The following is a 22,593-nucleotide window of genomic DNA, read 5'->3' on the forward strand; positions in this document are numbered from 1 at the left end:
TCCCAGGTCGGTAGGGATTGACCGATGGGAATGCTAGGTGCTCGCGGCCCCCCGCGGTATGACTGAATAACGAAGATCAGATTGATATCGGATGTGGACTGGCTGTCGCAGGTGCAGTTTCAGGGAAAGTGCTGGAATCTTGGCGCTGATTCGTGCACTTTCCCCGAAAACTGCGGCACCAGTGAGCGGGGTCAGCTGGCGAAGACGGCGGCACGTCCGGCGATGGTCACCGCGCTGATCGCCGTGGCGGGCACGCCCGTGTCGACCGGCAGCATGGAGCCGCGTTCACCGGCGACGTGCACGCGGCCGCCGATGATGGTGTACACGTGCTGGAAGCCGCCGAGGTCGACCGCGGCCAGGGTGTCGGCGGCGCCGGAGATGCCGGTGTACCGGTTGACCCAGCCCGAGCCGCTTTCGGCCACGTAGACGTTGCCGTGGTCCGTGCTGTAGAGCACCGTCGTGGCTCCGGCACGGACCGTGGCGACGGCGCTGGCCGGGATGCGCAGGTCCACGTCGGTCCAGCCACCGGCACCGCCGGTCGCCTGGTGCACCGATCCGTTCACGACGGTGTAGAGCACCGGCGAGCCGTCGACGTACACCGCCGACAGGGTCGTCGGGCTGACGCCGAAGACGCCGGTCGGCACCGGACGCCAGCCGTTGTCGCTGCGCGCCTCGTATACGGCGCCGTCGACGACGACGTACACGCGGCGGACGCCGTCGACGTCCAGGGCCGCCAGTGCGGAGCCCGCGAGCCCGGTGAGCCCGGTGTACGCCGGCAGCCAACCACCGGAACGGCTGGACTCGTACACCTTGCCGTCGGCGACGGTGTAGAGGACCGTGTCGCCGCCGGACTCGATCGCCGCCAGCGCGGTGCCGGTGACCGGCGCGGCCGCGCCGACCGGCCGGGCGTGCCAGCCCTTGTCGCTGCGCAGCTCCCGCACCGGGTGACCGCCCGTGCCACAGTTGGCGCTGGTCAGGTGCTGGTCGGGGGAGGTCGGCCCGGCGACGTGCAGCGGACCGGTGGCCGCGCTGCCATCCGAGGTGATGCCCGAGGCGACCCCGTCGAACCAGGCCTCCGTCTTCACCCCGTCGAGCAGCTGCTCGTAGTGCAGGTGCGGGCCGCTGGAGTGGCCGGTGGTGCCGACCTTGCCGAGCTGCTGTCCGACCGTCACGACCTGGCCCTTGGTCACCATCGGCGACTCGACCATGTGCAGGTACATCGTCTCCCAGCCGCCGCCGTGGTCGACGCGCACGTGCCAGCCGCCACCGTCGCCCCAGCCCGCGAAGACGACCGTGCCGGGGGCGGAGGACAGGATCGGGCGCCCGAGGCTGCCGCCCGGACCGTCGAAGGTGAAGTCGATGTCGTAGTCGTCGTGCCCGCTGTAGGTCGACAACTGCCACGACTCGCCGCAGGGGAACGGCAGCGCGAACAGCGGCCGAGGGGTCGACGCCTCGGCACCGATGGAGGTGGCCATCCAGGTGCCCGCGGCGGCGAGGGTTACCGCGCAGGCGCCACCGAGGACGCGGACGAATCTTGTGTGCAAAAGGGAGCCTTCCGAGAGGGATGCCGCTACTGCGGCCACGGAGGATCCATGGTAGCCAGCAATTCCAATATCGACATGTTCGACAATCCGTACACGATCGTGTGCTGTCCGCCCTGATCGGGCTAGGATCGCGCCGTGTCCCTACGCGTCGGGGCGTGCCAGACGCCGGAGCTGATCGGTGACATCGACGCGGCGTTGACCTGCCTGGAAGGCTTCGCCGCCGCCGAGCAGGCCCGCGACCTCGACCTCTTGCTGTTTCCGGAAGGCTTCCTGCAGGGCTACCTGGTCGAGCCGGACCACCTCAACCGGTGCGCGATGAGCCTGGACTCGGAGGCGTTCGCGGCGGTGCTGCGGCGGCTGCGCCCCATTCGGCAGACGCTGGTGTTCGGGCTGATCGAGGCCGACGACACCGACCTCTACGTGTCGCAGGCCGTGGTGACGGGCGGGCGGTTGGCGGGGGTGTACCGCAAGACGCACCTGACCGAGGGCGAGACGTACTTCACCGCCGGGCAGGAGTATCCGACGTTCGTGTGCAATGGGGTCCGGTTCGGGATCAACATCTGCTACGACACCCGGTTTCCGGAGGCGGCGGCCGCGGTGGCGGGGCAGGGGGCGCGGCTGCTACTCGTACCGGCGCAGAACATGATGCGGCGGCCCGCCGCACTGGAGTGGAAGCACCGGCACAACGAGATCCGCGCCGACCGCGTCCGCGAGACACACATGTGGCTGGTCTCCGCCGACGTCTGTGGCGAACGTGACGAGTCGCGTGTCGGGTGGGGCCCCACCTGCGTGATGGCTCCGGACGCCCGCGTCCTTGCCCAGGTCCCGTTCGGTGTTTCGGGTATGGTCACTGCGGTCGTGCGCTGACCTGAGACTGAGCCATGACGTCAGGTCCACAGGCGATACAGGCCGTAGCCAACCGCGCCCAGGCAGTAGAGCATCAGGACGAGCAGGCCCAGGACCAGGACGTGGCCGATGAAAGCGGTCACGATCGCGCCGAAACCGCGGTCGACCGCGGTGATGCGCTGGTTGGCCGGGTGATAGCGGACCTCGACGCGGCTGCCCACCTGCGGCTCCTGGAAGCCGAGGTACACCTTCCGGTTGAAGGCGTGTCCCGAGTTGGTGCGTCCGGACACCCGGGCCCGCCAGGAGTAACCGGCTTCGCTGTCGTACTCGGGATAGGTCTCCTCGATCACGGCCAGGACGACCTCGCCGCTGATCCGCAGCCGCCAGTCCTGCCAATAGGTGCGGGCCAGCGCGTACGACCCCCAGGTCAGCAGCGCGACGGCCACGATGCCGCCCGCGCTGAGCGCCACCGGCCCGACCTCCCGGCTGCCGTCGTCGCGCGCGTTGAGCAGCGCCGTCGCCAGCCCGCCGCAGAGGCACACCGACAGCAGCAGCGCGACGACGACGCAGCCGATGCGGCGGGCGCGGCTCGGCGGCTTGGGGATCTCGCCGTATCGGCGGTCGTCGTCGACAGTCATAGCCACATGTTTCTATGCCGCCGCAACCGGCGCGTCAATGTCATATGGGCGGTGCCCGGCGGCGCTCACGCTGCTACTGGCGGCAGCGGGCAGCAGTTGACCCGAGCGAGCCACTGACGTAGCCGACGGTGTCGCCCTCGCGCAGCCTGGCACCGGGTGTGCGGTCACGCCAGCAGGCAGCATGCGTCTCGGACCGCAGTTCGAGATGTACGTGCGGCCCCGTCCAGCAGTTCGGCCCACCCGTGTCGGCGCCGCCCAGGTCGGCAACCGTGCCCAGGACCGCACCGGGGGCGACCACGGCGCCGATCCGTAGTTTCCGGTCGCGCCGCAGGTGGGCGTAGGTGACTCGGCCCAGCAGGGTCTTCTCGTAGTAGAGCCCGACGGTGACGAAGTCGCCGCCGCCCCCGGCCCGGCAGGCGTCGCCGTCCACGATCTGGGTGATCTCGGCGGTGACGCGGCCGGAGTCGGCGGTGACGCGGAAGACGACCGGCGTACCGGCGTCCACGCGCAGGTCCGCGGCCCACTGATTCATCGGCTGTGCCTTGCCCAGCCGATGGTGCCCGCCCACGGGGGTTGAGCCTGGCTCGCCCGCGCGGCCCCACCGGCCGTCGACCGGGCTGCCTACCGCGACGGCCGGTCGGGTCGTCTCGGCGGCCGGACGGGGCGCCTGGGCGGGCAGGTTCGGGCTGGTCGGGTCCGGTGGTGGCGCGGTGCATCCGGTGGCCAGGGCGAGCACGAGGGCGGCCACGCCCAGACGCCGAACGGGCATCGGACTGTCCTCCTCGCTGTCGGCCGGGCGGCCCTTCACCGTAGCGGCCGCTCGCACGGGCGGGTCGTCGCTGCATACGGGCCGCAACGCAAGGGTTTTCCCTCTATCGACCGACATGAGTCAGTTCCTAGGCTGACCCGCATTCCTGGAATCCCTCAGAAGGAGTGTGGACAGTGGACGCTCGTGTCCCGCGCCGAGCGGCGATCGCCGCCGTCGCGTTGATGTGCGCCCTGGCCGCGGCGCCCCCCGCCGCGGCGAGCCCGTCCGGTGGCGCGGCCGATCCGCCGCTGCTGGCCGCCATGCAGCGCGACTTCGGCCTGACCCGGGCCGGCGCGCTGGCCCGGGTCGCCGCCGAGCAGCGCGCCGAGCAGGCCCTGGACCGGCTGCGCGGCCCACTGGCGCTGCGGCCGGGTCAGGCCTGGTTCGACCCGACCGCCGGTTCGCTCACGGTCGCGGTCACCGACGCCGCCACCGCCGACCGGGTACGCGCCGCGGGGGCGACCGCGTTGGTGGTGCGGTTCGGCACCGCCCGCCTGGCCCGGGTCGCCGACCGGATCGCCGCGCTGGGTGTGCCCGCCGCCGTGACCGGCTGGGGCGTCGACGCCGCGGCCGATCGCGTCGTGGTGACCGTCGACGGCAGCCGCCTCGACGCGGCGGCAGGTCGTGCGGTCGACCGCGTCCGGGCGCTCGGCGAGATGGTGCGGGTGCGGCAGGTGTCGCAGGCGCCGGTGCAGCACGGCGGGGACGTGCGCGGTGGTGACAAGTGGGTGCCCGGCACCGAGGGCCCGTGCACCATCGGCTTCGCGGTCACCGGCAGCGGCGGCAGTCGTCACTTCCTGAGCGCCGGGCACTGCACCAACGACGTCAACCAGGCCGCGTACGGCAAGGACGGGACCCGGATCGGCACCTCCAACGTCGGCGGAAACCACACCGTCAACGCGATGGAGGGCGACTTCGGGCTGATCGACGTCGACCAGGCGGGCTGGACGCTGTCGCCGGTCGTCACCGCGAACGGCGTCGCCGCCGACGTCACGATCACCGGGTCCAAGGACGCCGTGGTCGGGACGGCGGTGTGCCACTCGGGCACGACCAGCAAGTGGAAGTGCGGCTCGGTCACCAAGGTCAACCAGACCGTCAACTACGGCTCGTTCAGCGTCGGCGGGTTGACCTACGCCAGCACCTGCGGTCAGTCGGGGGACTCCGGCGGCGCCTGGGTGACCGTGTCCGACGCCAAGGCGGTCGGCCTGCACGAGGGCGGCTACTCCGACAGCTGCGGGCAGCAGGAGGCGTGGTTCCAGCCGGTCAACGAGGCACTGGCCAAGTGGAACCTGACCCTGGTCACCGGCGGTGGCGGCGGCGGTGACACGACCGCGCCCACGGTGCCGGGCAACCTGCGCGCCACCGGCACCACCAGCTCCAGCGTGTCGCTGGCCTGGGACGCCGCGACCGACAACGTCGGCGTCACCGGGTACGACGTGTACCAGGGCGGAACGCTGGCCACGTCGGTGAGCGGGACGACCGCGACGGTGACCGGGCTGGCCTCGGGGACGGCGTACACGTTCACGGTGCGGGCGCGCGACGCGGCGGGCAACACGTCGGCGGCGAGCGGCGCCGTCACCGCGACGACCCAGACCGGGGGCGGCGGCACCCGGACGTTCAGCAGCACGACGACGGTGTTCATCCCCGATCCGGGCACCGTGGACAGCCCGGTGACCTCGACCGCGAGCGGCTCGGCCGCCTCGTCGGTGGCGGTGACGGTGACCGCGTCGCACTTCTGCGGCCAGGACCTGCGCCTGGAACTGGTCGCCCCGAACGGCACGGTCTACCTGCTCAAGTCCGCCTCGACCGGCGCCTGCACCAACTACAGCGGCGGCACCTACACGGCCACGGGGGTGTCGGCACCGGCGGCGGGGACCTGGAAGCTGCGGGTCACCGACACCAGGTCGTGGAACTTCGGCAACGTCAGCGGCTGGTCAGTGACCCTGTGACCGCACACGCCACAGGTTGTGCGCACAACCTGTGGCGTGTACCCCCACGTATGGAATCGGTGCCCGGCCGTCGCCGGCGGCGGGTCAGTCCGACTGGGCGGGGTTGAACAGGTGGAACAGGACGTGGTCCTGCCACCGCCCGGCGATCCGCAGGTACCGGGGCGCGACGCCGAACGGCTCGAACCCGTGGCGGGCCAGCACCCGCTGCGACGGGGTGTTGTGCAGCAGCGTCCCGGCCTGGAGGCGGTGCAGGTCGAGCACGGTGAAGGCGTGCGCGATCGCCTCGCCCAGCGCCCGGCTGGCCAGACCCCTGCCGGTGTACTGCTGCCCGAGGAAGTACCCGATGTGGGCGAACTGGGCCGCGCCCCGGACGATGTCGTTGATGTTGATCCGCCCGGCGATCCGGTCCCCGTCGGTGATGATCAGCGGCACCATGGCGCCCCGGGCGTACGCGTCGAGGTTGTGCTCCAGGAAGGACCGCTGCGCGGCGGCGGTGTAGAAGCTCTCGTCGCGGATCGGCTCCCACGGGGCGAGGAAGTCCCGACTGGCGTGTGCCAGCTCGGCCAGCTCTTCGGCGTCGTCGAGCGACGCGATCCTGGTGATCATCATCGGGCCACCGTACCCCGGTCGCGGTGGCGGGTGCCGGGACCGGGGTCGGTCGCCTACATGTGTGCGATCTGGATCAGATTGCCGCAGGTGTCGTCGAAGACGGCGGTGGTGACCGGGCCCATCTCGGTGGGCGGCTGGGTGAACACGACGCCGAGCTTGGTCAGTCGCTCGTACTCGGTGTGCACGTTCTCGACGGCGAACGAGGTGAACGGGATGCCGTCGTCGACCAGCGCCGCCTTGAACGGCTTGGCCGCCGGGTGGGCGTCGGGCTCCAGCACCAGTTCGACACCGTCGGTGTCGTCGGGCGACACCACGGTGAGCCAACTGTGCTCGCCCATCGGGATGTCGTTCTTCTTCACGAAGCCGAGCACGTCGGTGTAGAAGGCCAGCGCCTTGGCCTGGTCGTCGACCAGGATGCTGGTGAGGTGGATCTTCACGGGTTCTCCTGCGCGGTGGGGCGGATCCAGCGGGTGAGGATCTGCTCGAGCGGTTGCGTGTTCAGGTGGTGGAACTTGTAGCGGCCCTGGCGACGGACCTCCACCAGCCCGGCGGCCTCCAGCAGGTCGAGGTGCTGCGAGATCGCCTGCCGTGACGAGGTGAGCTGGTGCTTCATGGTCAGGCGGGCGCACAGCTCGAACAGGGTCTGGCCGTCGCGCTCGGTGAGCTCGTCGAGGATCCTCCTGCGCGTCGGGTCGGCCAGTGCCTTGAAGACGTCACCCACGTCAGCCACTATAGGCAAGTAATTGCTTGCCTATCAACTCGCGGGGTCGACGGTGGTGGTCTCGTCGAAGGACAACCGCGGGGTGTGGCCGGGCAGTGGGTGGTCCGGGTCGGCGACGCCCAGGCGCAGCACCACGTACGCGTGGCCGAGGTGGGACAGGATCCGGCGCATCATCGCCCGCGTCGCGTCGATCTCGATGACCTGGCTGTACGGCAGCACCGCCAACCCCAGCAGCGTGGCGTGCAGCCATACCGCCGACAGGGCCTGACCCGCGCGCAGCCAGGCGGCCCGGTCGTCCTCGGCACCGAACAGCACCACGTATGTCGAGGCCCTGTCGTGGCCGCCGCCGACCTCCAGGGTGCCCTGGGTGCCGAAGTCGCGCTCGCCGACGTCGGTCTCGGGTCGCTTGTCCGGGATGACCTCGGGCGGCAGGCCGGTGCCCGCGGGTCGGTCAGGGCCGGTCCATTGGGCCGTCTCGGCCTGCCACGACGGCTCGGTGGCGGCGGCGTCCTCGGCGTGGGACACGGCCACGGCCAGCTCGGTGGCCTGGTCGGCGGTCAGCCGGTGCAGGTCGACGCCGACCGCGCCCGCGACGCGGCGCAGCTCCTCGAGCTGCTCGCCGGTGACCGGGATGTCGACGTTGGGCCGCCGGTCGGTGTGGCGCAGCTGGATCGCCTGCGCCAGGCGGACCGCGTCGGCGGTGACCGGGGTGTCGCCGTCGACCGTCAACGTCGCCAGGTGCTCGGGACGGTCCGGGTCGGGCAGCGGGCGTACGGCGACCTGGTACCCCTGGGCGTGCAGCGCAACCTGCGCGTGGTGCAGCGCGGCACCGCAGCTGACCAGCAGCATCCGCTGGTCGGGGTCGGTGCCGGGCAGGCTGCGGGACGTGTCGGCGAACAGGTCCAGGCGATCGGGGTGCACCTGCCAGTGCCACGGCTGGGTGTTGTGGATGGACGGGGCGCGTCCGGCCGCCTCGGCCGCCGCGGCGTACGCGGCGGCGGGGGCGCGGTGGTGCGCGTCGTCGGACGTCGTCATCGGGTCTCCCTTGAGTCGCCTCCAGTGCACGCCACCGTCCGCCTCCGGCACCGGAGGCGAAGGTGCTGCCGGCCCGGGACCTTCGTCCCGAACCGGCGCCGTGCCACTGACTCAACGGAGATCGCGCCGGACGCGGTGCGGTCGCAGGCGCGACAGGGCAGCTCAGGCGCGTCGCACGCCGGGCGGCCAGACGACGGTCACCGGCACGCCCACTTCCCGGGCGTACGCCACCACGTCGGCCGTGCCGCCATGGCCGCGCGCGGCCTGCCCGTCCCAGACCGCGACGAGCAGGTCGGCACCGCGCACCATGAACTCGCTGGCCAGCCGGTAGGCCTCGTCGTCGGAGGCGGTGGCGGCCAGCCGGTGCACCACGACGGCACCGGCCAGCAGCTCGTCATAGGCGGCCAGCGCGGGTGGCGGCACGTGCTCGCGGTAGTCCGCGGCCGGGACGACCGCCTCGACGACCCCGCCGAGCTCGTGCACCACCCGCGCGAACAGCTGGTCCGCGCCGTCGGCCAGGCAGGTCAACCCCACCACCGGCGAGTACGTCGGCAGCGCGGCACGCAGCGTCTCCGCGACGTACCGCGCCACCTCGGGGGTCAGGTCCCGGTGGCCGGTGACCGCGACCCGGCTCACCTCAGCTGCCCCAGATCGCCGTGGCCCACTCGGGGTGGTCGATGAACGGGTTGCGGTTGCCCTGCCAGCTGTCGTAGATGACCTGGTTGCGGCGCTTCTCGAAGGCGTCCGGCGGGTCCTGCAGGTTCCACTGCAGCAGCAGCGACAGCTTGCCGAAGTAGGGCGCCGACCCGTTGCCGACGGTGTTGTTCAGCTCCAGGTTGGCGAAGCCGTCGTCGCCCTCGTACCGGATGGCCATGTACATCAGCATGCGCGCCACGTCGCCCTTTACCGCGTTGCGCGGCTCCCACGAGTCGGCGTCGGTGTAGTTGCCCGGCGCCTGGTTGGCCGCCGACCCGCCCAGGTCGAAGTCCTTGTTGCCGCGGTCGGCGTTGACGGAGGCGTCCTCGGGGCGCAGGTGGTGCAGGTCGGTGCCGGGGCCGGTGGCGGTGCCGAAGTCGCCGTGCGACTTGGCCCAGACGTGCTCGCGGTTCCAGTCGTCCACGCCGTCGCCGTTGGCGGTCTTGCTCTGCGAGCGGCCGCTGTAGATCAGGATGACGTTGTTGGCGTTGTTCGGGTCCTGGTCGGTGGCGCGCAGCCCGTCCCACACCTGGGCGTACGTCAGCTTGGTCTGCACCTTGATGATGGCGTGCAGCGCGGTGCGCAGCGCGGTCCCGGACTTGCCGATCGCGGTGCGGTAGTAGGTGGTGTCGTACGGCCCCGTCGAGGGCGTCGGTCCGGGCGTCGCGGTGGGGGAGGGCGCGGTGCCGGTGAGGCTCATCGCGCTCGGGCCCTTGAGCCCCCCGTGTGGCGTGAAGTACGGCGTCAGCGTCCCGGTCACGGTCACCGAGCGGCCCATCAGGCCCGGGTTGGTCTGCAGCCCGAACGAGCCGCGCCATGCCGTGGTGACCTGGACGTACAGCATATTCGCGGTGCCGGTCTCGGCGGCCGTGTCGGCGATCGCGATGGCGGTGTCGCCGGTGAAGTTCGACCTGATCACCGTGTTGGTGGCCGTCGGCTGCCCGACGACGTATCCGGCGACCGTCGCGACGCGACCGTCCTGCGCGGCCAGGGCGGCGGCGACGGTCAGCGGGGGAGCGGCCGACGCCGACACCGGGATGACGGCGGTGACGACGGCAACGGCGACAACGAGGATCGCTCCGAGTCGCGCGGGGGTGAGAGTGGGGGGCCTCATGGCACGAGATGCTATGCGGTGGCGACGGGTGGCAGAAGAGGTGTAACGCCGCCGTGCGAGCCGATCGGCGGGCGCCGCCGTCCATCCAGGACGGTGACCTCGGTCAATGCGAGCCGCGTGCGCTCGAGTGAATTCTCGGAGTCATCGCAGGTGGTGGCGGCGTGGAAATGTAAGAATCGCAATATGCTCGACACTGCCCGTGTCTCCACCCGGCTGCCCTGCCAAGACCTGGCGCGCGCCCGCGCCTTCTACGCCGACAAGCTCGGCCTGGAGCCGGTCGCCCAGCGGCCGGGCGGCCTGCTCTACGAGTGCGCGGCGGGCCGCTTCGCGCTGTTCCAGTCCGCGGGCGTGCCGTCGGGCACGCACACCCAGATCGCGTTCGAGGTCGACGACATCGAGGCGGTGGTGGCGGAGCTGCGCGCCCGCGGCGTGGAGTTCGAGCGGGTCGACCTGCCCGGCCTGCGTACCGTCGACGGCATCGCCGCGGTCGAGGGCAACTATCCGCACGTCGGCCGGGGCGAGCGCGCGGCGTGGCTGCGTGACAGCGAGGGCAACCTCATCGGCATCGGTCAACCGGTGCGCTGAGCCGGTATCGCTTGTGGACCGACAGTCGGTCGCCTCCCGAAGTGGTAGAGCGGCGCGCCCGTAGTCGTCGGCGTCCGGGGTCAGACCAGCGGCTTGGTCCAGCGGGAGAACTGCGGCTCCAACCGGTAGCCCGCCGCGCTCCAGGCGGGCAGGGCGAGCTCGTTGGCGTCGAGCACCATCGCGTCGGCGCGGACGCCGCCCAGCGTCACGAAACGGCGCTCGGCCGCGTCGAGCAGGGCCTTGCCGATGCCCTGACGGCGGCGCTCGGGGTGCACCGCGAAGCGGTACAGGTGGCAGCGCCACCCGTCCCAGCCCGCGATCAGCGAGCCGACGATCTCGTCGCCGTCGACGGCCAGCAGCAGCGCGTCCGGATCACGGTCGATCAGGCGGGTCACGGCCGGGGCGGCGTCGTGGCGGTCGGTGCCCTCGGCGGCGAGCAGCCAGAACGTCAGCACCGCGGCGACATCGGCGTGATCGGCGGTACGCAGCATGAGTCCCATGCGGTGATCTTCGCAAAGGTCGGTCGGCGCGGGCGGAACCGGTCGGCTCTCGTCGGATGACGACAGCCGCGAGGTTCAGCCGCGGCGGACCGGCATCAGCGTCGGGGCGGGCTCGCCGGTGAGGAAGTCGGCGACCAGGCGCGTGCACAGGTCGGGCTGCTCCAGCAGCAGCGTGTGCGAGGCGTTCGGGAGCACAGCCAGCTGCGCCTGCGGCAAGGCGTGATAGAGCGAGAGCGTGTGCTGGGGCGATACCGCGTCGTCGTCGCCGACCAGGACGAGCGCGCGGCAGCGCACGGCCTTGAGTTCGGCCTCGGTCAGGGCCAGTTCGTCGGCGGTGGCGGCGATCTTGTCGACGACGACGGCCAGGTGTTCGGCGCCATCGGGGGAGACCTCGCCGTGGGCGTCGTAGATGACCCGCGGGATGTCGGCGGGCCGGGCCGGGGGCAGCAACCAGCCGTCGCGGTGGTACGCGCCGCTGATCAGCACCAGTCGCTCGACCAGGTCGGGCCGGGCGAGCGCCACCAGCAGCGCCACCACCGCACCCGCGCTGTAGCCGACCAGGCGGACCGGCCCGGTGACCGCGTCGAGGAACGCCACGGTGTCCTCGGCCATCAGATGCGCGCTGATCGGACCGCCGGGGTCGGCGGTATGCCCGTGGCCGCGTCGCTCGGGCAGGTACAGGGCGAACCGGTCGGCCAGGGTGGCGAGGTTGCCATCGAAGCAGCGCGAGTCGATCAGCGCGCCGTGCAGCAGGACCACCGGCTCACCGGCGCCGCGCTGGTCGTACCAGGTGTGCACGCCGTTGAGGTCGACATACCGCGCGGCCATGTCGCAGAGCTTGCCGGATCGGTGATCGTTTCGCTGTCCCGGTTGCGGGGGAGGACCGTGAGGTGCATACTCAACTTGTTGGTTAAACAACCGAATGGTTGAATAAGGAGGACGGGCTTGGACCAGCTCAGCGTGATCTTCGCGGCGCTGGCCGACCCCACCCGACGGGCCATCCTGGCCCGGCTGGCCGAGGGGGAGGCGACTGTCAACCAGCTCGCCGAGCCGTTCCCGATCAGCCTGCAGGCGGTCTCCAAGCACCTCAAGGTGCTGGAGCAGGCCGGGCTGATCACCCGCGGCAAGGACGCCCAGTGGCGCCCCTGCCGCCTGGAAGCAGCTCCGCTGCGCGCGGTCGTGGACTGGGCCGACCAGTACCGCCGCTTCTGGGAAGCGCGTTACGACCGTTTGGACGACTACCTGCGGACCCTGGGCAAGGGTTCGCCGACACAGGAGGACTGAGATGGACCTGGACGTCAAGGTGCAGGGTGACCTGGAGATCGTGCTGACGCGCTCCTTCGACGCGCCGCTGGAGCTGGTGTGGGAGGCGCACACCAAGGCCGAGCACCTCAAGCACTGGTGGGCGCGCGGCCACGAGTGCGACGCGGAGCTCGACTTCCGGCCCGGCGGCAAGTGGCGCTTCGTCGAGCACGGCCCGGACGGGCAGGAGTGGGCGTTCCGCGGCGAGGTGCGGGAGATCGTGCCGATGGAGCTCATCGTGCAGACGTTCGAGTGGGAGGGCCTGCCGGGACACATCTCGGTGGAGCGGCTGGAGTTCGCGTTCCGCGACGGCCTGACCGTGCTGACCGGCACCTCGACCTTCGCCAACCGGGAGGACCGCGACGGCATGGTGGCCTCCGGCATGGAGCACGGCGCCCGCGACTCCTACCGTGCGCTGGAGAACTACCTCAAGACGATGGCGTGAACCACGCCGAGGTCCCGCCGGTCGGACACCGGCGGGACCGGGTCCGCTAGTAGGCCAGTAGTTTGACCAGGGCGGCCAGGCCGATCACGACGATGGTCGCGCGCAGTGCGACGGGGGGCAGGCGGCGACCCCAGCGGCCGCCCACCAGGCCGCCGACGACCGAGCCGAGGGCGAGCAGGAGCGCGGGCGCCCAGGCGACCATGCCCAGCGCGATGAACAGCGCCGCGGCGACCCCGTTGACCAGGGCGGCGAGCAGGTTCTTGATCCCGTTGACCCATTGCAGGTCGGTGGAGAGCAGCACCCCGAGCAGGCCGAGCAGCAGTACCCCCTGGGCGGCGCCGAAGTAGCCGCCGTACACGCCCGCGCCGAAGATGCCGAGCAGCAGCAGCGGCCCCGCCTGGGGCCGGTCGTCGTGCTGGTGGGTGGCCAGCCGCCGGGCCAGCCACGGCTGGGCCACGACCAGCACCAGGGCCAGCGCGATCAGCACCGGCACGATGGCCTTGAACGCGCCGGGCGGCAGCTTGAGCAGCAGGATGCCGCCGGTGAGCGCGCCGAGCACGCTGGCGGTGCCCAGGCGCAGCAGCAGCGGGCGGTGCCCGGCCAGGCCGTGGCGGTAGGCGTACGCGCCGGACAGCGAGCCGGGCACCAGGCCGACCGTGTTGGAGACGTTGGCGACCACGGGCGGGTAGCCGAGTGCGAGCAGCACCGGGAAGGTGACCAGCGTGCCGGAGCCGACCACCGCGTTGATCGCCCCGGCGGCGAAGCCCGCGACCAGGACGGTCAGCGCCTCGGCCAGGTTGAGGGTCACGCCCATGCGCTGCTTCCCGCCTCTCCGTCCGCCGGGTCCCGGCGGCCCGACCTGGCGCAGCATAGATCCGCTGCGGGCCGGGACCGACGCCCTGCGAAGAAGATCACGTCCGGGACGCGGCCTTGCGGGCCCGGTACGCGCTGACGGCGGCGCGGTTGCCGCATCCGGCGTCGCAGAAGCGCTTGGACCGGTTCTTCGACAGGTCCACGACCACGTTGCCGCAGCCGGGGAACTCGCAGATGCGCAGCCGCCCCCTCTCGCCGCCGCGGATGACGTCGACGAAGGCCATGGCGGCCTCGACGGCCAGCCGGGCGGCCAGCGGCGCGTTGGCCGGGGTCGCGTGCAGGTGATACGGCCAGTTGTCGTGCCGGACCAGCCGGGGGAGTGCTTCGTGCTCGCGGAGCAGGCCGTTGACGATGTCCACGGCCTCGTCCTCGTCGGTCTCCCAGACGCGGCGCAGCCGGGGACGCAGCTGCCGCACGGACTGCAGCTCGGCGGCAGTGTGCGTGCGCGACCCGGTGAAGCCGTGGGCGGCCAGGAATGCGTCCAGCGCGGCGAGGTCGGGCAGCCCTTCAGGGTCGGCGGCGGTGTTGACCAGGGCCGCCGCCGCGATCAGCGCCTCCTCGGTGTCATGAGCAAAGAGCATCTTGACTCCTATCATGTACCGGGCGTACTGTCATCAGCATAGCCGTCTTTTGGTTATTACGCGCGGCTGGATCGAGGTGTCTCACCATGCATACCCAACGTCCGACCGGCCTCGGCCTCGGCCTGGCCGTGATCTCGGCGGCCACCTTCGCGACCTCGGGCTCCTTCGCCCACTCGCTGATGGACGCGGGCTGGTCCGCCACCGCCGCCGTGGCCGCCCGCATCGGCGTCGCCGCCCTGGTGCTGGTCGTGCCGACGATCATCGCGCTGCGCGGGCGCTGGCACGTGCTCGGCCGCAGCGCCGGCCCCGTCGCGCTGTACGGCCTGCTCGCCGTCGGCGGCGCCCAGGTCGGCTTCTTCAACGCGGTGCGCTACCTGCCCGTCGGCGTGGCGCTGCTGCTGGAGTACCTGGGCATCATCCTGGTCGTGTTCTGGATGTGGGCCGCGCACGGCCAGCGGCCGGGGCGGCTGACCATCGCCGGAGCGGTGGCCGCCGTGATCGGGCTGCTGCTGATACTCGATCTGACCGGCGGCCGGTTCGAGCTGGTCGGTCTGGTGTGGGGCCTGGTCGCCGCAGTCGGTCTGGCGGTCTACTTCGTGCTGTCGGCCCGGGTCGACAGCCAACTGCCCTCGGTCGCCATGGCCAGCGGTGGCATGGCCCTCGGCGCGGTGATGCTGGTGGCGCTCGGCGCGGCGGGCCTGCTGCCGCTGCACGCCACCTTCGGAGACGTCGAGTTCGCGGGCCACCGCGTGAGCTGGCTGGTGCCGCTACTGGGTCTGTCGCTGGTCGCCGCGGTGGTGTCGTACCTGTGCGGCATCGGGGCGGCGCGGATCCTCGGCGCCCGGATGTCCTCGTTCGTCGGGCTGACCGAGGTGCTGTTCGCCGTTCTCATCGCCTGGCTGGTGCTGGACGAGCTGCCCACCCGGCTGCAGCTGCTCGGCGGCGTCCTGATCCTGGTCGGCGTCGTGCTGGTCCGGCTGGACGAGGCGCGGCACGAGTCGGCGCAGGCCCCGTCCGCCGAGCCCGAACTCGTGGGCCAGCGGGCCTAGCCCACCGAGCCCCGTCCGGATTGCCGCAGTCTTCCGGAAGACTGCGGCAATCCGGACGAGTATTCGCGCGGTTTCTCCGAAACCGCATTCCGGTGCCGAGGGTGATGCGGCGCGCGGGCTTGCTGCGGTTAACAACTTCGTCATGAGTACTTCGCATTTCAAGAGAAGGCAGGTGGTGGTTTCGGCTCATACGATCAGCCACGATCCGGGCTGGTAAGAGCCTCGGAAACTGTGCTGATTGGTGAACGATGAGGCTTCTCGCCGTGCTCCACAGCCCACCAGGCAGTGGCAGCGACACCACGATCCGACGCATCGCCGCGCACCTGACCGGTAGCGGCCACTCCGTGCTCCTGACGCCCGACCCCGGCGATCCGCGGCAACTGGCACACCTGGCCCGCCGCAACGGCATCGACGCCATGCTCGGGACGCACGCGTACCTCTGCGGCCAGACGTTCGCCGACTCCGACCTGCCGTACGTCATCGTCTTCGGCGGCACCGACCTCAACGAGTTCACCGAGGACCCGCAGGCCATGGCGGTGATGACCGAGGCGGTGGACCGCGCGGCCGCCCTGGTCGCGTTCAACCACGACTTCGTCGACCGGTGCCTGACCCTGTGGCCGCGCACCAAGGACCGGCTGCACCACATCCCGCAGGCCGTGCAGGTCCGTCCCGCCCGGTTCTACTCGCTGCGCCACGCCCTCGACCTGCCGCGCGACGCCCGCGTGCTGCTGCTTCCCTCGGGACTGCGCCCGGTCAAGGACCCGCTGCTGCTGACCCGCGAGGTCAGCCAGTGGCACCAGGAGGACCCGCGCATCCGCCTGGTGATCTCCGGAGTGTCCTATGACGAGGACTTCGAGGACATCGTACGGCGGCGGTGTGCGCGCAGCCCCGGCGTCGACTTCATCGGTCCGCTGCGCCGCGACCACCTGCTCGCGGCGATGCGCCAGTCCACGGCGGTGCTCAACACCTCCCTCAGCGAGTGCAGCCCCAACGCCGTGCTGGAGGCGATGGCGTTGGGCTGCCGACTGCTCGTACGCGACATCCCCGGCAACACCTGCCTGGTGCGCGACGGCCACAACGGGCTGGTCTTCGCCGATCCGCGGCACTTCCGGCACCAGGTCCAGCGGCTGCTCGACGATCCGGCGCTGGGCGCGCGGCTGGGCCGCGAGGCGGCCCGCACGGTGCGCCGCGGCCACAGTCCCGAAGCCGAGCGGGCCGCGTACGCGGCCGTGTTCGGCCGGCTCGCGGCCGTCCGGCCGCAGCCGCGCACCGGGGGCCTCCCGGTGCGCCATCCCGTCCAGGCGACCCCAGGAGGCGGCGATGCCGCATAGATGGATCCGAGTCAACGGCGGCATCCTGTGCGTGCAGACGTTCGGCGCGCCGACCGACCCGGCGCTGCTGCTCATCGCGGGCTCGGCCGCGCCGATGACCGTGTGGGAGGACGAGTTCTGCCAGGAGCTGGCCGACGCCGGGCACCATGTGGTCCGGTTCGACCAGCGCGACACCGGCCGCTCCAGCGTCCGCCTCGACTCCTCCTCGCTGGCTGATCTGGTCGACGACGCCGTCGGGCTGCTCGACGCGCTCGACCTCAAGCGCGCCCACGTGGTCGGCGCGTCGATGGGCGGCATGGTCGCGCAGCTGCTCGCGCTCGACCACCCCGACCGGGTGGCCACGCTCACGCTGATCGCCTCCAGCCCGGCGGCGCCCGGCGCCGACGACAGCGACCTGCCGCCGCCCTCGCTGCGGGTGCGCGCCGAGCTCGACGACGTCGACCTGCCCGACTGGGACGACCCGGCCTCGGCCGCGATCTACCTGGTGGAGCTGGCCACGATCCGGGCCGGGGTGGTGCGGCCGCTCGACGAGGACGCCGCGCGGCGGATGGCCGAGCGGATCGTCGCACACAGCGCCGATCTCGCCACCGCGATGCACCGCCACAGCGAGCTCGACTACGGCTCGCCGTGGCGCAAGCGGCTCGGTGAGGTCGCCGTGCCGGTGCTGGTCGTGCACGGCGGGGCCGACCCGGTGCTGCCGGTCGCGCACGCGTGGGCGCTGGCCCGCGCGCTGCCGCAGGTCGAGGTGCTGGTCATGCCCGAGGCCGGGCACGACCTGGACCGGGTCGACTGGCCGGTCGTGATCCCGGCACTGCTGCGCCACACCGCCCCGCGCTGACCCGATCTTGGGGCATCATCGCACGTCAAAAGTTGTGCAGCGCACCGTCTACATGAGACGTTCCGCAGGCGACACCAGTCGCCCGGACTTTTACGGAGGAGAGGCCGTGCAACCCCGCCCGTGCGACTGCACCCCGATGTGCGTCCTGCGCACCACCAACCCGATGAAGATCCGGGCGACGCGGGTGCCCGAGCCCAGCTACGCCGAGGCCTCGGTGTACCGCGCGGCGGACCCGGAGGGCGACGATCTGGCCAAGCGCCTCACCCGGTACGTCGTGCTGGCCCACGACCCGGCCGTGCGCGACGTCGCCGCCGACTACTGGCTGCACAGCGAGACCTTCTACGCCGCCGTAATGGCGGAACTGGACGTCATCGCCGCCGCCGACCCCACCACCGAGGCGGCGCTGCGGCGGCTGGTCGCCGACCCCACCGACGCCGCGGCCGAGCGCCGCTTGGAGGCGCTGCTCACGCTGCTGCTCGGGGAGCGACCGGAGCTGTTCACGGGTGCCGCGGCCGCGCTGCGTGACGCCGACGCCAACGTGTTCATCAACTACCTGCGCGGCCCCGACCACCGGGCCGGTGCCGAACCGGTCGCCACCGATCGCCTGTGGGCCTGGGCCAGCGAAACCATGCCCCCGCCGCAGCCCCGCGACGACGCCGACGTGCTGGTCGTCATCCCGATCATGGACCGGGGCGGTTCCGGGCGGCTGCGCAACCTGCTCGCCTGCCTGCTCGGCCTGCGCGACCAGTCGCTGCCCGCGAGCCGCTACCGGGTGGCCGTGGTCGAGTTCGACACCGAGCCCCGCTGGCAACACCTGATCGAGCCGCTGGTCGACCACTACTTTCACATCCCCGGCCCCGGCTCGTTCAACAAGTCGTGGGCGATCAACGTCGGAGTCCGGCAGACCCCCGGCGACTTCACCACCCTGTGCCTGCTCGACGCCGACATCCTGGCCGACCGGTGGTTCCTGGAACGCAACCTGGCCCGGTTCGACGACCCGCTGCACGACGCCCACCTGCCGCACACCGAGTTCCTGTCGCTCGACACCGCCTCCAGTGACCGGCTCATCGCGCAGCGCTGCTTCGCCGCGACCGCCGCGCCGCCGCTGGCGCAGGCGCGCGGCCTGCTGCTGCGCGACGTGCCGGGCGCCTGCATGTGGATCCGCCCTGAGCTGTTCCACCGCATCGGCGGCTTCGACGAGCGCTACCAGGGGTGGGGCGGGGAGGACGAGGACATCATCGTCCGGGCCACCGCCGCGGGCACCGTGGTGCAGTACGACGACGTGCTGATCCACATGGCGCACCTGCGCCCCTCCATGCGCAACGCCGCGGGGCAGCCGTACAACGGCCACCTCACCGTGGGCACCTGGAGCGGCGCCAACGGGTACGGCGAGCTGCTCGCCCCAGCCGCCGCGTAAGGGACCGCCGTGACCGCGACCGCCACCACACCGGCGCCACCCGTCGTCGAAGTTCGCCGCCCCCGCGCCGCCGCGGCCGCGATCTTCGGAGTCGTCGGCCTGTACCTCGGCACCTGGTTCGCCCGGCTGCCGCAGCTGCGCGAACAGCTGGACCTGTCCTACGCCCAGCTCGGCACGGTGCTGCTGGCCCAGATGGTCGGGGTCATCGTCGCGATGCAGATCGCGGGGCAGTTCGCCGGGCGCTTCGGCAGCCGCACCGTGGTGCGGGCCACAGCGGTGGTGGTGCCGTGGTTCCTGCCGCTGATGACGGTGGTGCCCGGCGTCTGGGCGGCCGTGGTGGGCATGTTCGGTTGGGGCCTGGTCGCCGGGCTGCTCGACGTCGCCATGAACACCCAGGGTGTCGAGGTGGAGCGGGCCGCGCGGCGGCCGGTGCTCAACAGCCTGCACGCCGCCTGGGCGGTCGGGGCGCTGGCCGGGGCGTTCAGCGCCACCGCCGCCATCCGCGCGGGCATCCCGCTGACCACGCACTATCTGGCCCTGGCCGCCACACTGTGCGTGATCGCGCTGGTCAGCGGACGCTTTCTGCTCGACGTCCCCGCGGCGGGCGGCGACCGGCCGAGGGCACCCCGGCCCGGGTTCTTCACCGGCTGGACCCGTGCCGTGCTGGTGCTCGGTGGGCTGGGTGCGGCGACCGCGTTCTGCGACGGGGCCATCTCCAGTTGGTGCGGCGTGTTCCTACAGGAGCGCCGGGGTGCGGCGGCCGGGGTGGCGTCACTCGGCTACACCGCGTACGTCGTCGCGCAGACGGTCACCCGGATGGTCGGCGACCGGCTGCACGACCGCTTCGGCGCCGTGACCCTGGTCCGGGCCAGCGTCGTGATCACCATGGCCGGGGTGGTGCTGTCCGCCGCCGTGCCCCATGTCTGGTCGGCCATCGCCGGGTTCGCCATCCAGGGGTGCGGCCTGGCGGTGGTCGGCCCCCTCATCGCCGGGGCGGTCGGCCATGGCAGCGCCGACGGCGGCACGGCGGCGGCGCTGGCGCTGGCCCGCTACAGCACCGTCCACTACGCCGGGCTGGTCGCGGGGCCGTCGCTGATCGGCTGGCTGGCCGAGGCGGCCGGGATCGGCTCCGTGCTGTGGCTGCTGCTGCCGCCGCTGGCCGGAATCGGGCTGCTCGCGGCGATGACCGCGCCCGCGTCCCGCGCGCGCCGCGCGGTCGGGGCCGCCACCTGACCCCGCCGTCCGTGCGGTACGGCAGCCGCGCCCTACGGCACGGACGGCGGCCTGCCTTAAATTAATTTAGGTGAATGGAACGTTGACGCCCGCATTGGCCCCGCTCAATATTAGGAAAGTTTCCTAATAACAGGAGGGCATATGCGCAGCAGGATCCGCTCCCTTGCCGCAAGCCTCACCATCTGTCTGGCCGCGGCCATGGCGCTGCCCGGCGCCGCGGCCGCCGCCCCCAACGGACTCACGGCCACGTTCTCCAGCACGAACAACGGTTCGTGGTTCATGGACAAGTTCGTCGTCGCCAACCCCACCCTGGCCTCGATCACCGGCTGGACGCTGGAGTTCGACCTGCCCGCCGGGGTGACGATGAGCAACTTCTACAACGGCACCGCCACCCAGTCCGGCTCGCACGTGACCGTGGTCAACGCGCACTACAACGGCACCGTCGCCGCCGGGGCCAACACTGAGCCCTACAGCCCGTGGTTCATCGCGTACGGCTCCGGCGCCACCCCGCTGAACTGCCGGATCAACGGCAACAAGTGCGACGGCACGCCCGACCGGGCGCCCAACGCGCCGACCGGCGTGACGGTGACCGGGCGGACCACCCGTACCGTGACGCTGTCCTGGACCGCCGCGACCGCGACCGACTTCCCGATCGCGGGCTACGACGTGCTCAACGGCACCACGGTCGTGGCGAGCACCACCGGCACCTCCGCGACCGTCACCGGGCTCACCCCCAACACGACCTACACCTTCACGGTGCGGGCCAGGGACACCCGGGGCAACCTGTCCGCGCTCAGCGGCGCGGTCACCGCCACCACCCTCAACCCGGCCAACGACACCACGCCGCCGACCGTGCCGGGCAACCTGCGCTCCACCGCCAAGTCGTCCACCTCGGTCACCCTGGCCTGGAACGCGGCCACCGACGCCAACGGCATCGCTGGGTACGACGTCTACACCGGCACCACCCTGCGCGCCAGCAGCACCGGGCTGAGCACGGTCGTCACCGGACTGGCACCGATGACCTCCTACACGTTCACGGTCAAGGCCCGCGACACCTACGACAACGTCTCGGCGACGAGCAACGCCGTCACCGTCACCACCGACGACGTGGTTGGCACCGGCTACGCCAAGGTCGGCTACTTCGTGCAGTGGGGCATCTACGGGCGGCAGTACTTCGTCCGTAACCTCGACACCAGCGGCTCGGCCGCCAAGCTGACCCACCTCAACTACGCCTTCGCCAACATCGACCCGGTCAACCTGACCTGCCTGCAGGGCGTCACCAAGGGCACCACCGCCAACCCGCAGGACCCCGACCAGGGCACCGGCGCCGGTGACGCCGACGCGGACTACGGCCGCCCGATGGCCGCGTCGCAGTCGGTCGACGGAGTCGCCGACACCGGCTGGGAGCCGCTGCGTGGCAACTTCAACCAGCTGCGCAAGCTCAAGGTGAAGTACCCGAACCTCAAGGTGCTGATCTCACTTGGCGGGTGGACGTACTCCAAGTACTTCTCCGACGTGGCCGCCACCGCCGCCTCGCGGCAGAAGTTCGTCAGCTCCTGCCTGGACATCTACCTCAAGGGCAACCTGCCGACCTACAACGGCGCGGGCGGTCCGGGCAGCGCCGCGGGCATCTTCGACGGCATCGACCTCGACTGGGAGTGGCCGGGCGCCGAGGGGCACCCGGGCAACCACGTCAGCGCCGCCGACAAGGCCAACAACACGCTGCTGCTGGCCGAGTTCCGGCGCCAGCTCGACGCGCTGGGCGCCACCACCGGCAAGCGCTACCTGCTGACCGCGTTCACCCCGGCCGACCCGGCCAAGGTCGCCGCGGGCTGGGACATCGGCCCGACCGGCGTGTTCAACTCGCTCGACTTCGCCAACGTGCAGGGCTACGACTTCCACGGGTCCGGCTCGGACAACTCGTGGGAGCCCAACCGCACCGGCCACCAGGCCAACCTGTACCGCGACACGCAGGACCCGTACTCGTTCGAGTTCAGCGTGAACAAGGCGATCCAGACGTACCTGGACGCCGGGGTGAGCCCTCGGCGGCTGACCATCGGCATGGCCTTCTACGGCCGTGGCTGGCAGGGCGTGGCCGCGGGCGGGGTCAATGGCGAGTGGCAGACCGCGACCGGCGCGGCCCCCGGGCAGTTCGCCGAGGAGGCGGGCACCCGGGGCTACGCCAACCTGATCTCGGGCGTGCCCGGCTGCACGGTCTACCACGACACGCAGTCGGTCTCGACGTACTGCTACACCGGCGCGGGCGGGCAGTGGTGGTCGTTCGACGACACCTGGTCGATCGGCCAGAAGACGGCCTGGGTCAAGCAGAAGGGCCTGCTCGGCGGCATGATCTGGGAGATGTCCGGGGACACCGCGTCCGGCACCCTGATGACCGCCCTCAACTCGGGCCTGTGAGACCGCGGCGTGCCCGGGCGCCCCCCCCCCCCGGGGGCCCCCGCGCCCGCCCCCCCCCCCCCCC

At 71.7% G+C, this 22,593-nt stretch carries 24 protein-coding genes; 11 read left to right on the plus strand and 13 right to left on the minus strand.

Going from position 1 to position 22,593, the window contains the following annotated elements; genetic code table 11:
* Window positions 1-191: 191 nt before the first annotated feature.
* Entirely contained in the window at window positions 192-1,544 is a 1,353-nt protein-coding gene (locus KUA19_RS04610) for a M23 family metallopeptidase (RefSeq protein WP_254548664.1), read from the minus strand.
* 135 nt (window positions 1,545-1,679) lie between these two features.
* Here KUA19_RS04610 and KUA19_RS04615 point away from each other — a divergent pair, with 135 nt between their 5' ends.
* Window positions 1,680-2,411 carry a carbon-nitrogen hydrolase family protein gene (locus KUA19_RS04615; RefSeq protein WP_217394847.1) on the plus strand — a complete coding sequence of 244 codons (732 nt, stop codon included), beginning with the start codon at window positions 1,680-1,682 and terminating at the stop codon, window positions 2,409-2,411.
* A gap of 20 nt (window positions 2,412-2,431) precedes the next feature.
* Here the strand turns inward: KUA19_RS04615 and KUA19_RS04620 are convergent, their stop codons facing one another.
* Both KUA19_RS04620 and KUA19_RS04625 read right to left on the minus strand, forming a co-directional pair.
* Window positions 2,432-3,028: a DUF3592 domain-containing protein gene (locus tag KUA19_RS04620; protein ID WP_217394848.1), complete on the minus strand. Its 597-nt coding sequence runs from the start codon at window positions 3,026-3,028 to the stop codon at window positions 2,432-2,434.
* Between the two features lie 73 nt (window positions 3,029-3,101).
* The gene (locus KUA19_RS04625; protein ID WP_217394849.1) at window positions 3,102-3,797 is read right to left on the minus strand and encodes a M23 family metallopeptidase; all 696 of its coding nucleotides are present in this window, start codon (window positions 3,795-3,797) and stop codon (window positions 3,102-3,104) included.
* 173 nt (window positions 3,798-3,970) lie between these two features.
* Between KUA19_RS04625 and KUA19_RS04630 the strand changes: the two genes are divergently transcribed.
* Window positions 3,971-5,785 carry a proprotein convertase P-domain-containing protein gene (locus KUA19_RS04630; protein WP_308167332.1) on the plus strand — a complete coding sequence of 605 codons (1,815 nt, stop codon included), beginning with the start codon at window positions 3,971-3,973 and terminating at the stop codon, window positions 5,783-5,785.
* Window positions 5,786-5,869: 84 nt separating this feature from the next.
* On the opposite strand, the gene KUA19_RS04635 is transcribed toward KUA19_RS04630, so the two are convergent.
* The 6 genes from KUA19_RS04635 to KUA19_RS04660 form a co-directional block, all read right to left on the minus strand.
* Entirely contained in the window at window positions 5,870-6,394 is a 525-nt protein-coding gene (locus KUA19_RS04635; protein ID WP_217394850.1) for a GNAT family N-acetyltransferase, read from the minus strand.
* A gap of 53 nt (window positions 6,395-6,447) precedes the next feature.
* Window positions 6,448-6,831, minus strand: a complete 384-nt coding sequence (locus KUA19_RS04640) for a VOC family protein (RefSeq protein WP_217394851.1) — start codon at window positions 6,829-6,831, stop codon at window positions 6,448-6,450.
* Window positions 6,828-7,127: an ArsR/SmtB family transcription factor gene (locus KUA19_RS04645; RefSeq protein ID WP_217395333.1), complete on the minus strand. Its 300-nt coding sequence runs from the start codon at window positions 7,125-7,127 to the stop codon at window positions 6,828-6,830. Before KUA19_RS04645 ends, KUA19_RS04640 begins: the two co-directional genes overlap by 4 nt.
* A gap of 21 nt (window positions 7,128-7,148) precedes the next feature.
* Window positions 7,149-8,150: an Acg family FMN-binding oxidoreductase gene (locus tag KUA19_RS04650; RefSeq protein WP_217394852.1), complete on the minus strand. Its 1,002-nt coding sequence runs from the start codon at window positions 8,148-8,150 to the stop codon at window positions 7,149-7,151.
* Window positions 8,151-8,312: 162 nt separating this feature from the next.
* Complete coding sequence (locus KUA19_RS04655; RefSeq protein WP_217394853.1) at window positions 8,313-8,786, minus strand: hypothetical protein; 474 nt, start codon at window positions 8,784-8,786, stop codon at window positions 8,313-8,315.
* Between the two features lies 1 nt (window position 8,787).
* Window positions 8,788-9,960: an endonuclease gene (locus KUA19_RS04660; RefSeq protein WP_217394854.1), complete on the minus strand. Its 1,173-nt coding sequence runs from the start codon at window positions 9,958-9,960 to the stop codon at window positions 8,788-8,790.
* Window positions 9,961-10,143: 183 nt separating this feature from the next.
* On the opposite strand from KUA19_RS04660, the gene KUA19_RS04665 reads away from it, so the two are divergent.
* The gene (locus KUA19_RS04665; protein ID WP_217394855.1) at window positions 10,144-10,545 is read left to right on the plus strand and encodes a VOC family protein; all 402 of its coding nucleotides are present in this window, start codon (window positions 10,144-10,146) and stop codon (window positions 10,543-10,545) included.
* Between the two features lie 80 nt (window positions 10,546-10,625).
* Here KUA19_RS04665 and KUA19_RS04670 read toward each other — a convergent pair whose 3' ends face one another.
* The gene (locus KUA19_RS04670) at window positions 10,626-11,045 is read right to left on the minus strand and encodes a GNAT family N-acetyltransferase (protein ID WP_217394856.1); all 420 of its coding nucleotides are present in this window, start codon (window positions 11,043-11,045) and stop codon (window positions 10,626-10,628) included.
* Window positions 11,046-11,120: 75 nt separating this feature from the next.
* Entirely contained in the window at window positions 11,121-11,873 is a 753-nt protein-coding gene (locus KUA19_RS04675) for an alpha/beta fold hydrolase (protein ID WP_217394857.1), read from the minus strand.
* Between the two features lie 117 nt (window positions 11,874-11,990).
* Here KUA19_RS04675 and KUA19_RS04680 point away from each other — a divergent pair, with 117 nt between their 5' ends.
* Complete coding sequence (locus KUA19_RS04680) at window positions 11,991-12,329, plus strand: ArsR/SmtB family transcription factor (protein ID WP_254548666.1); 339 nt, start codon at window positions 11,991-11,993, stop codon at window positions 12,327-12,329.
* Window position 12,330: 1 nt separating this feature from the next.
* Window positions 12,331-12,792, plus strand: a complete 462-nt coding sequence (locus tag KUA19_RS04685; RefSeq protein ID WP_217394858.1) for an SRPBCC family protein — start codon at window positions 12,331-12,333, stop codon at window positions 12,790-12,792.
* A gap of 46 nt (window positions 12,793-12,838) precedes the next feature.
* Here KUA19_RS04685 and KUA19_RS04690 read toward each other — a convergent pair whose 3' ends face one another.
* Both KUA19_RS04690 and KUA19_RS04695 read right to left on the minus strand, forming a co-directional pair.
* Window positions 12,839-13,606, minus strand: coding sequence for a sulfite exporter TauE/SafE family protein (locus KUA19_RS04690; RefSeq protein ID WP_217394859.1), 768 nt, complete (start codon window positions 13,604-13,606; stop codon window positions 12,839-12,841).
* Window positions 13,607-13,703: 97 nt separating this feature from the next.
* Window positions 13,704-14,246 (minus strand): CGNR zinc finger domain-containing protein, encoded by a 543-nt coding sequence (locus KUA19_RS04695; RefSeq protein ID WP_217394860.1) that lies wholly within the window; start codon window positions 14,244-14,246, stop codon window positions 13,704-13,706.
* A gap of 86 nt (window positions 14,247-14,332) precedes the next feature.
* Between KUA19_RS04695 and KUA19_RS04700 the strand changes: the two genes are divergently transcribed.
* The 6 genes from KUA19_RS04700 to KUA19_RS04725 all read left to right on the plus strand — a co-directional run bounded on the left by KUA19_RS04700 (window position 14,333) and on the right by KUA19_RS04725 (window position 22,529).
* A complete protein-coding gene (locus KUA19_RS04700) occupies window positions 14,333-15,295 on the plus strand; it encodes an EamA family transporter (RefSeq protein WP_217394861.1) in 963 nt (320 codons plus the stop codon).
* A 248-nt stretch (window positions 15,296-15,543) separates the two neighbouring features.
* Window positions 15,544-16,626 carry a glycosyltransferase gene (locus KUA19_RS04705; RefSeq protein ID WP_217394862.1) on the plus strand — a complete coding sequence of 361 codons (1,083 nt, stop codon included), beginning with the start codon at window positions 15,544-15,546 and terminating at the stop codon, window positions 16,624-16,626.
* Window positions 16,616-17,464: an alpha/beta fold hydrolase gene (locus KUA19_RS04710; protein ID WP_217394863.1), complete on the plus strand. Its 849-nt coding sequence runs from the start codon at window positions 16,616-16,618 to the stop codon at window positions 17,462-17,464. The genes KUA19_RS04705 and KUA19_RS04710 overlap by 11 nt, the downstream gene beginning before the upstream one ends.
* Before the next feature lie 106 nt (window positions 17,465-17,570).
* The gene (locus KUA19_RS44430; RefSeq protein WP_217394864.1) at window positions 17,571-18,881 is read left to right on the plus strand and encodes a glycosyltransferase family 2 protein; all 1,311 of its coding nucleotides are present in this window, start codon (window positions 17,571-17,573) and stop codon (window positions 18,879-18,881) included.
* Between the two features lie 9 nt (window positions 18,882-18,890).
* Window positions 18,891-20,114 carry an MFS transporter gene (locus KUA19_RS04720; protein WP_217394865.1) on the plus strand — a complete coding sequence of 408 codons (1,224 nt, stop codon included), beginning with the start codon at window positions 18,891-18,893 and terminating at the stop codon, window positions 20,112-20,114.
* Between the two features lie 141 nt (window positions 20,115-20,255).
* Complete coding sequence (locus KUA19_RS04725) at window positions 20,256-22,529, plus strand: glycosyl hydrolase family 18 protein (protein ID WP_217394866.1); 2,274 nt, start codon at window positions 20,256-20,258, stop codon at window positions 22,527-22,529.
* The last annotated feature ends 64 nt before the right edge of the window (window positions 22,530-22,593 follow it).

The organism is Catellatospora tritici, from assembly GCF_019083965.1.
Lineage (GTDB): Bacteria > Actinomycetota > Actinomycetes > Mycobacteriales > Micromonosporaceae > Catellatospora > Catellatospora tritici.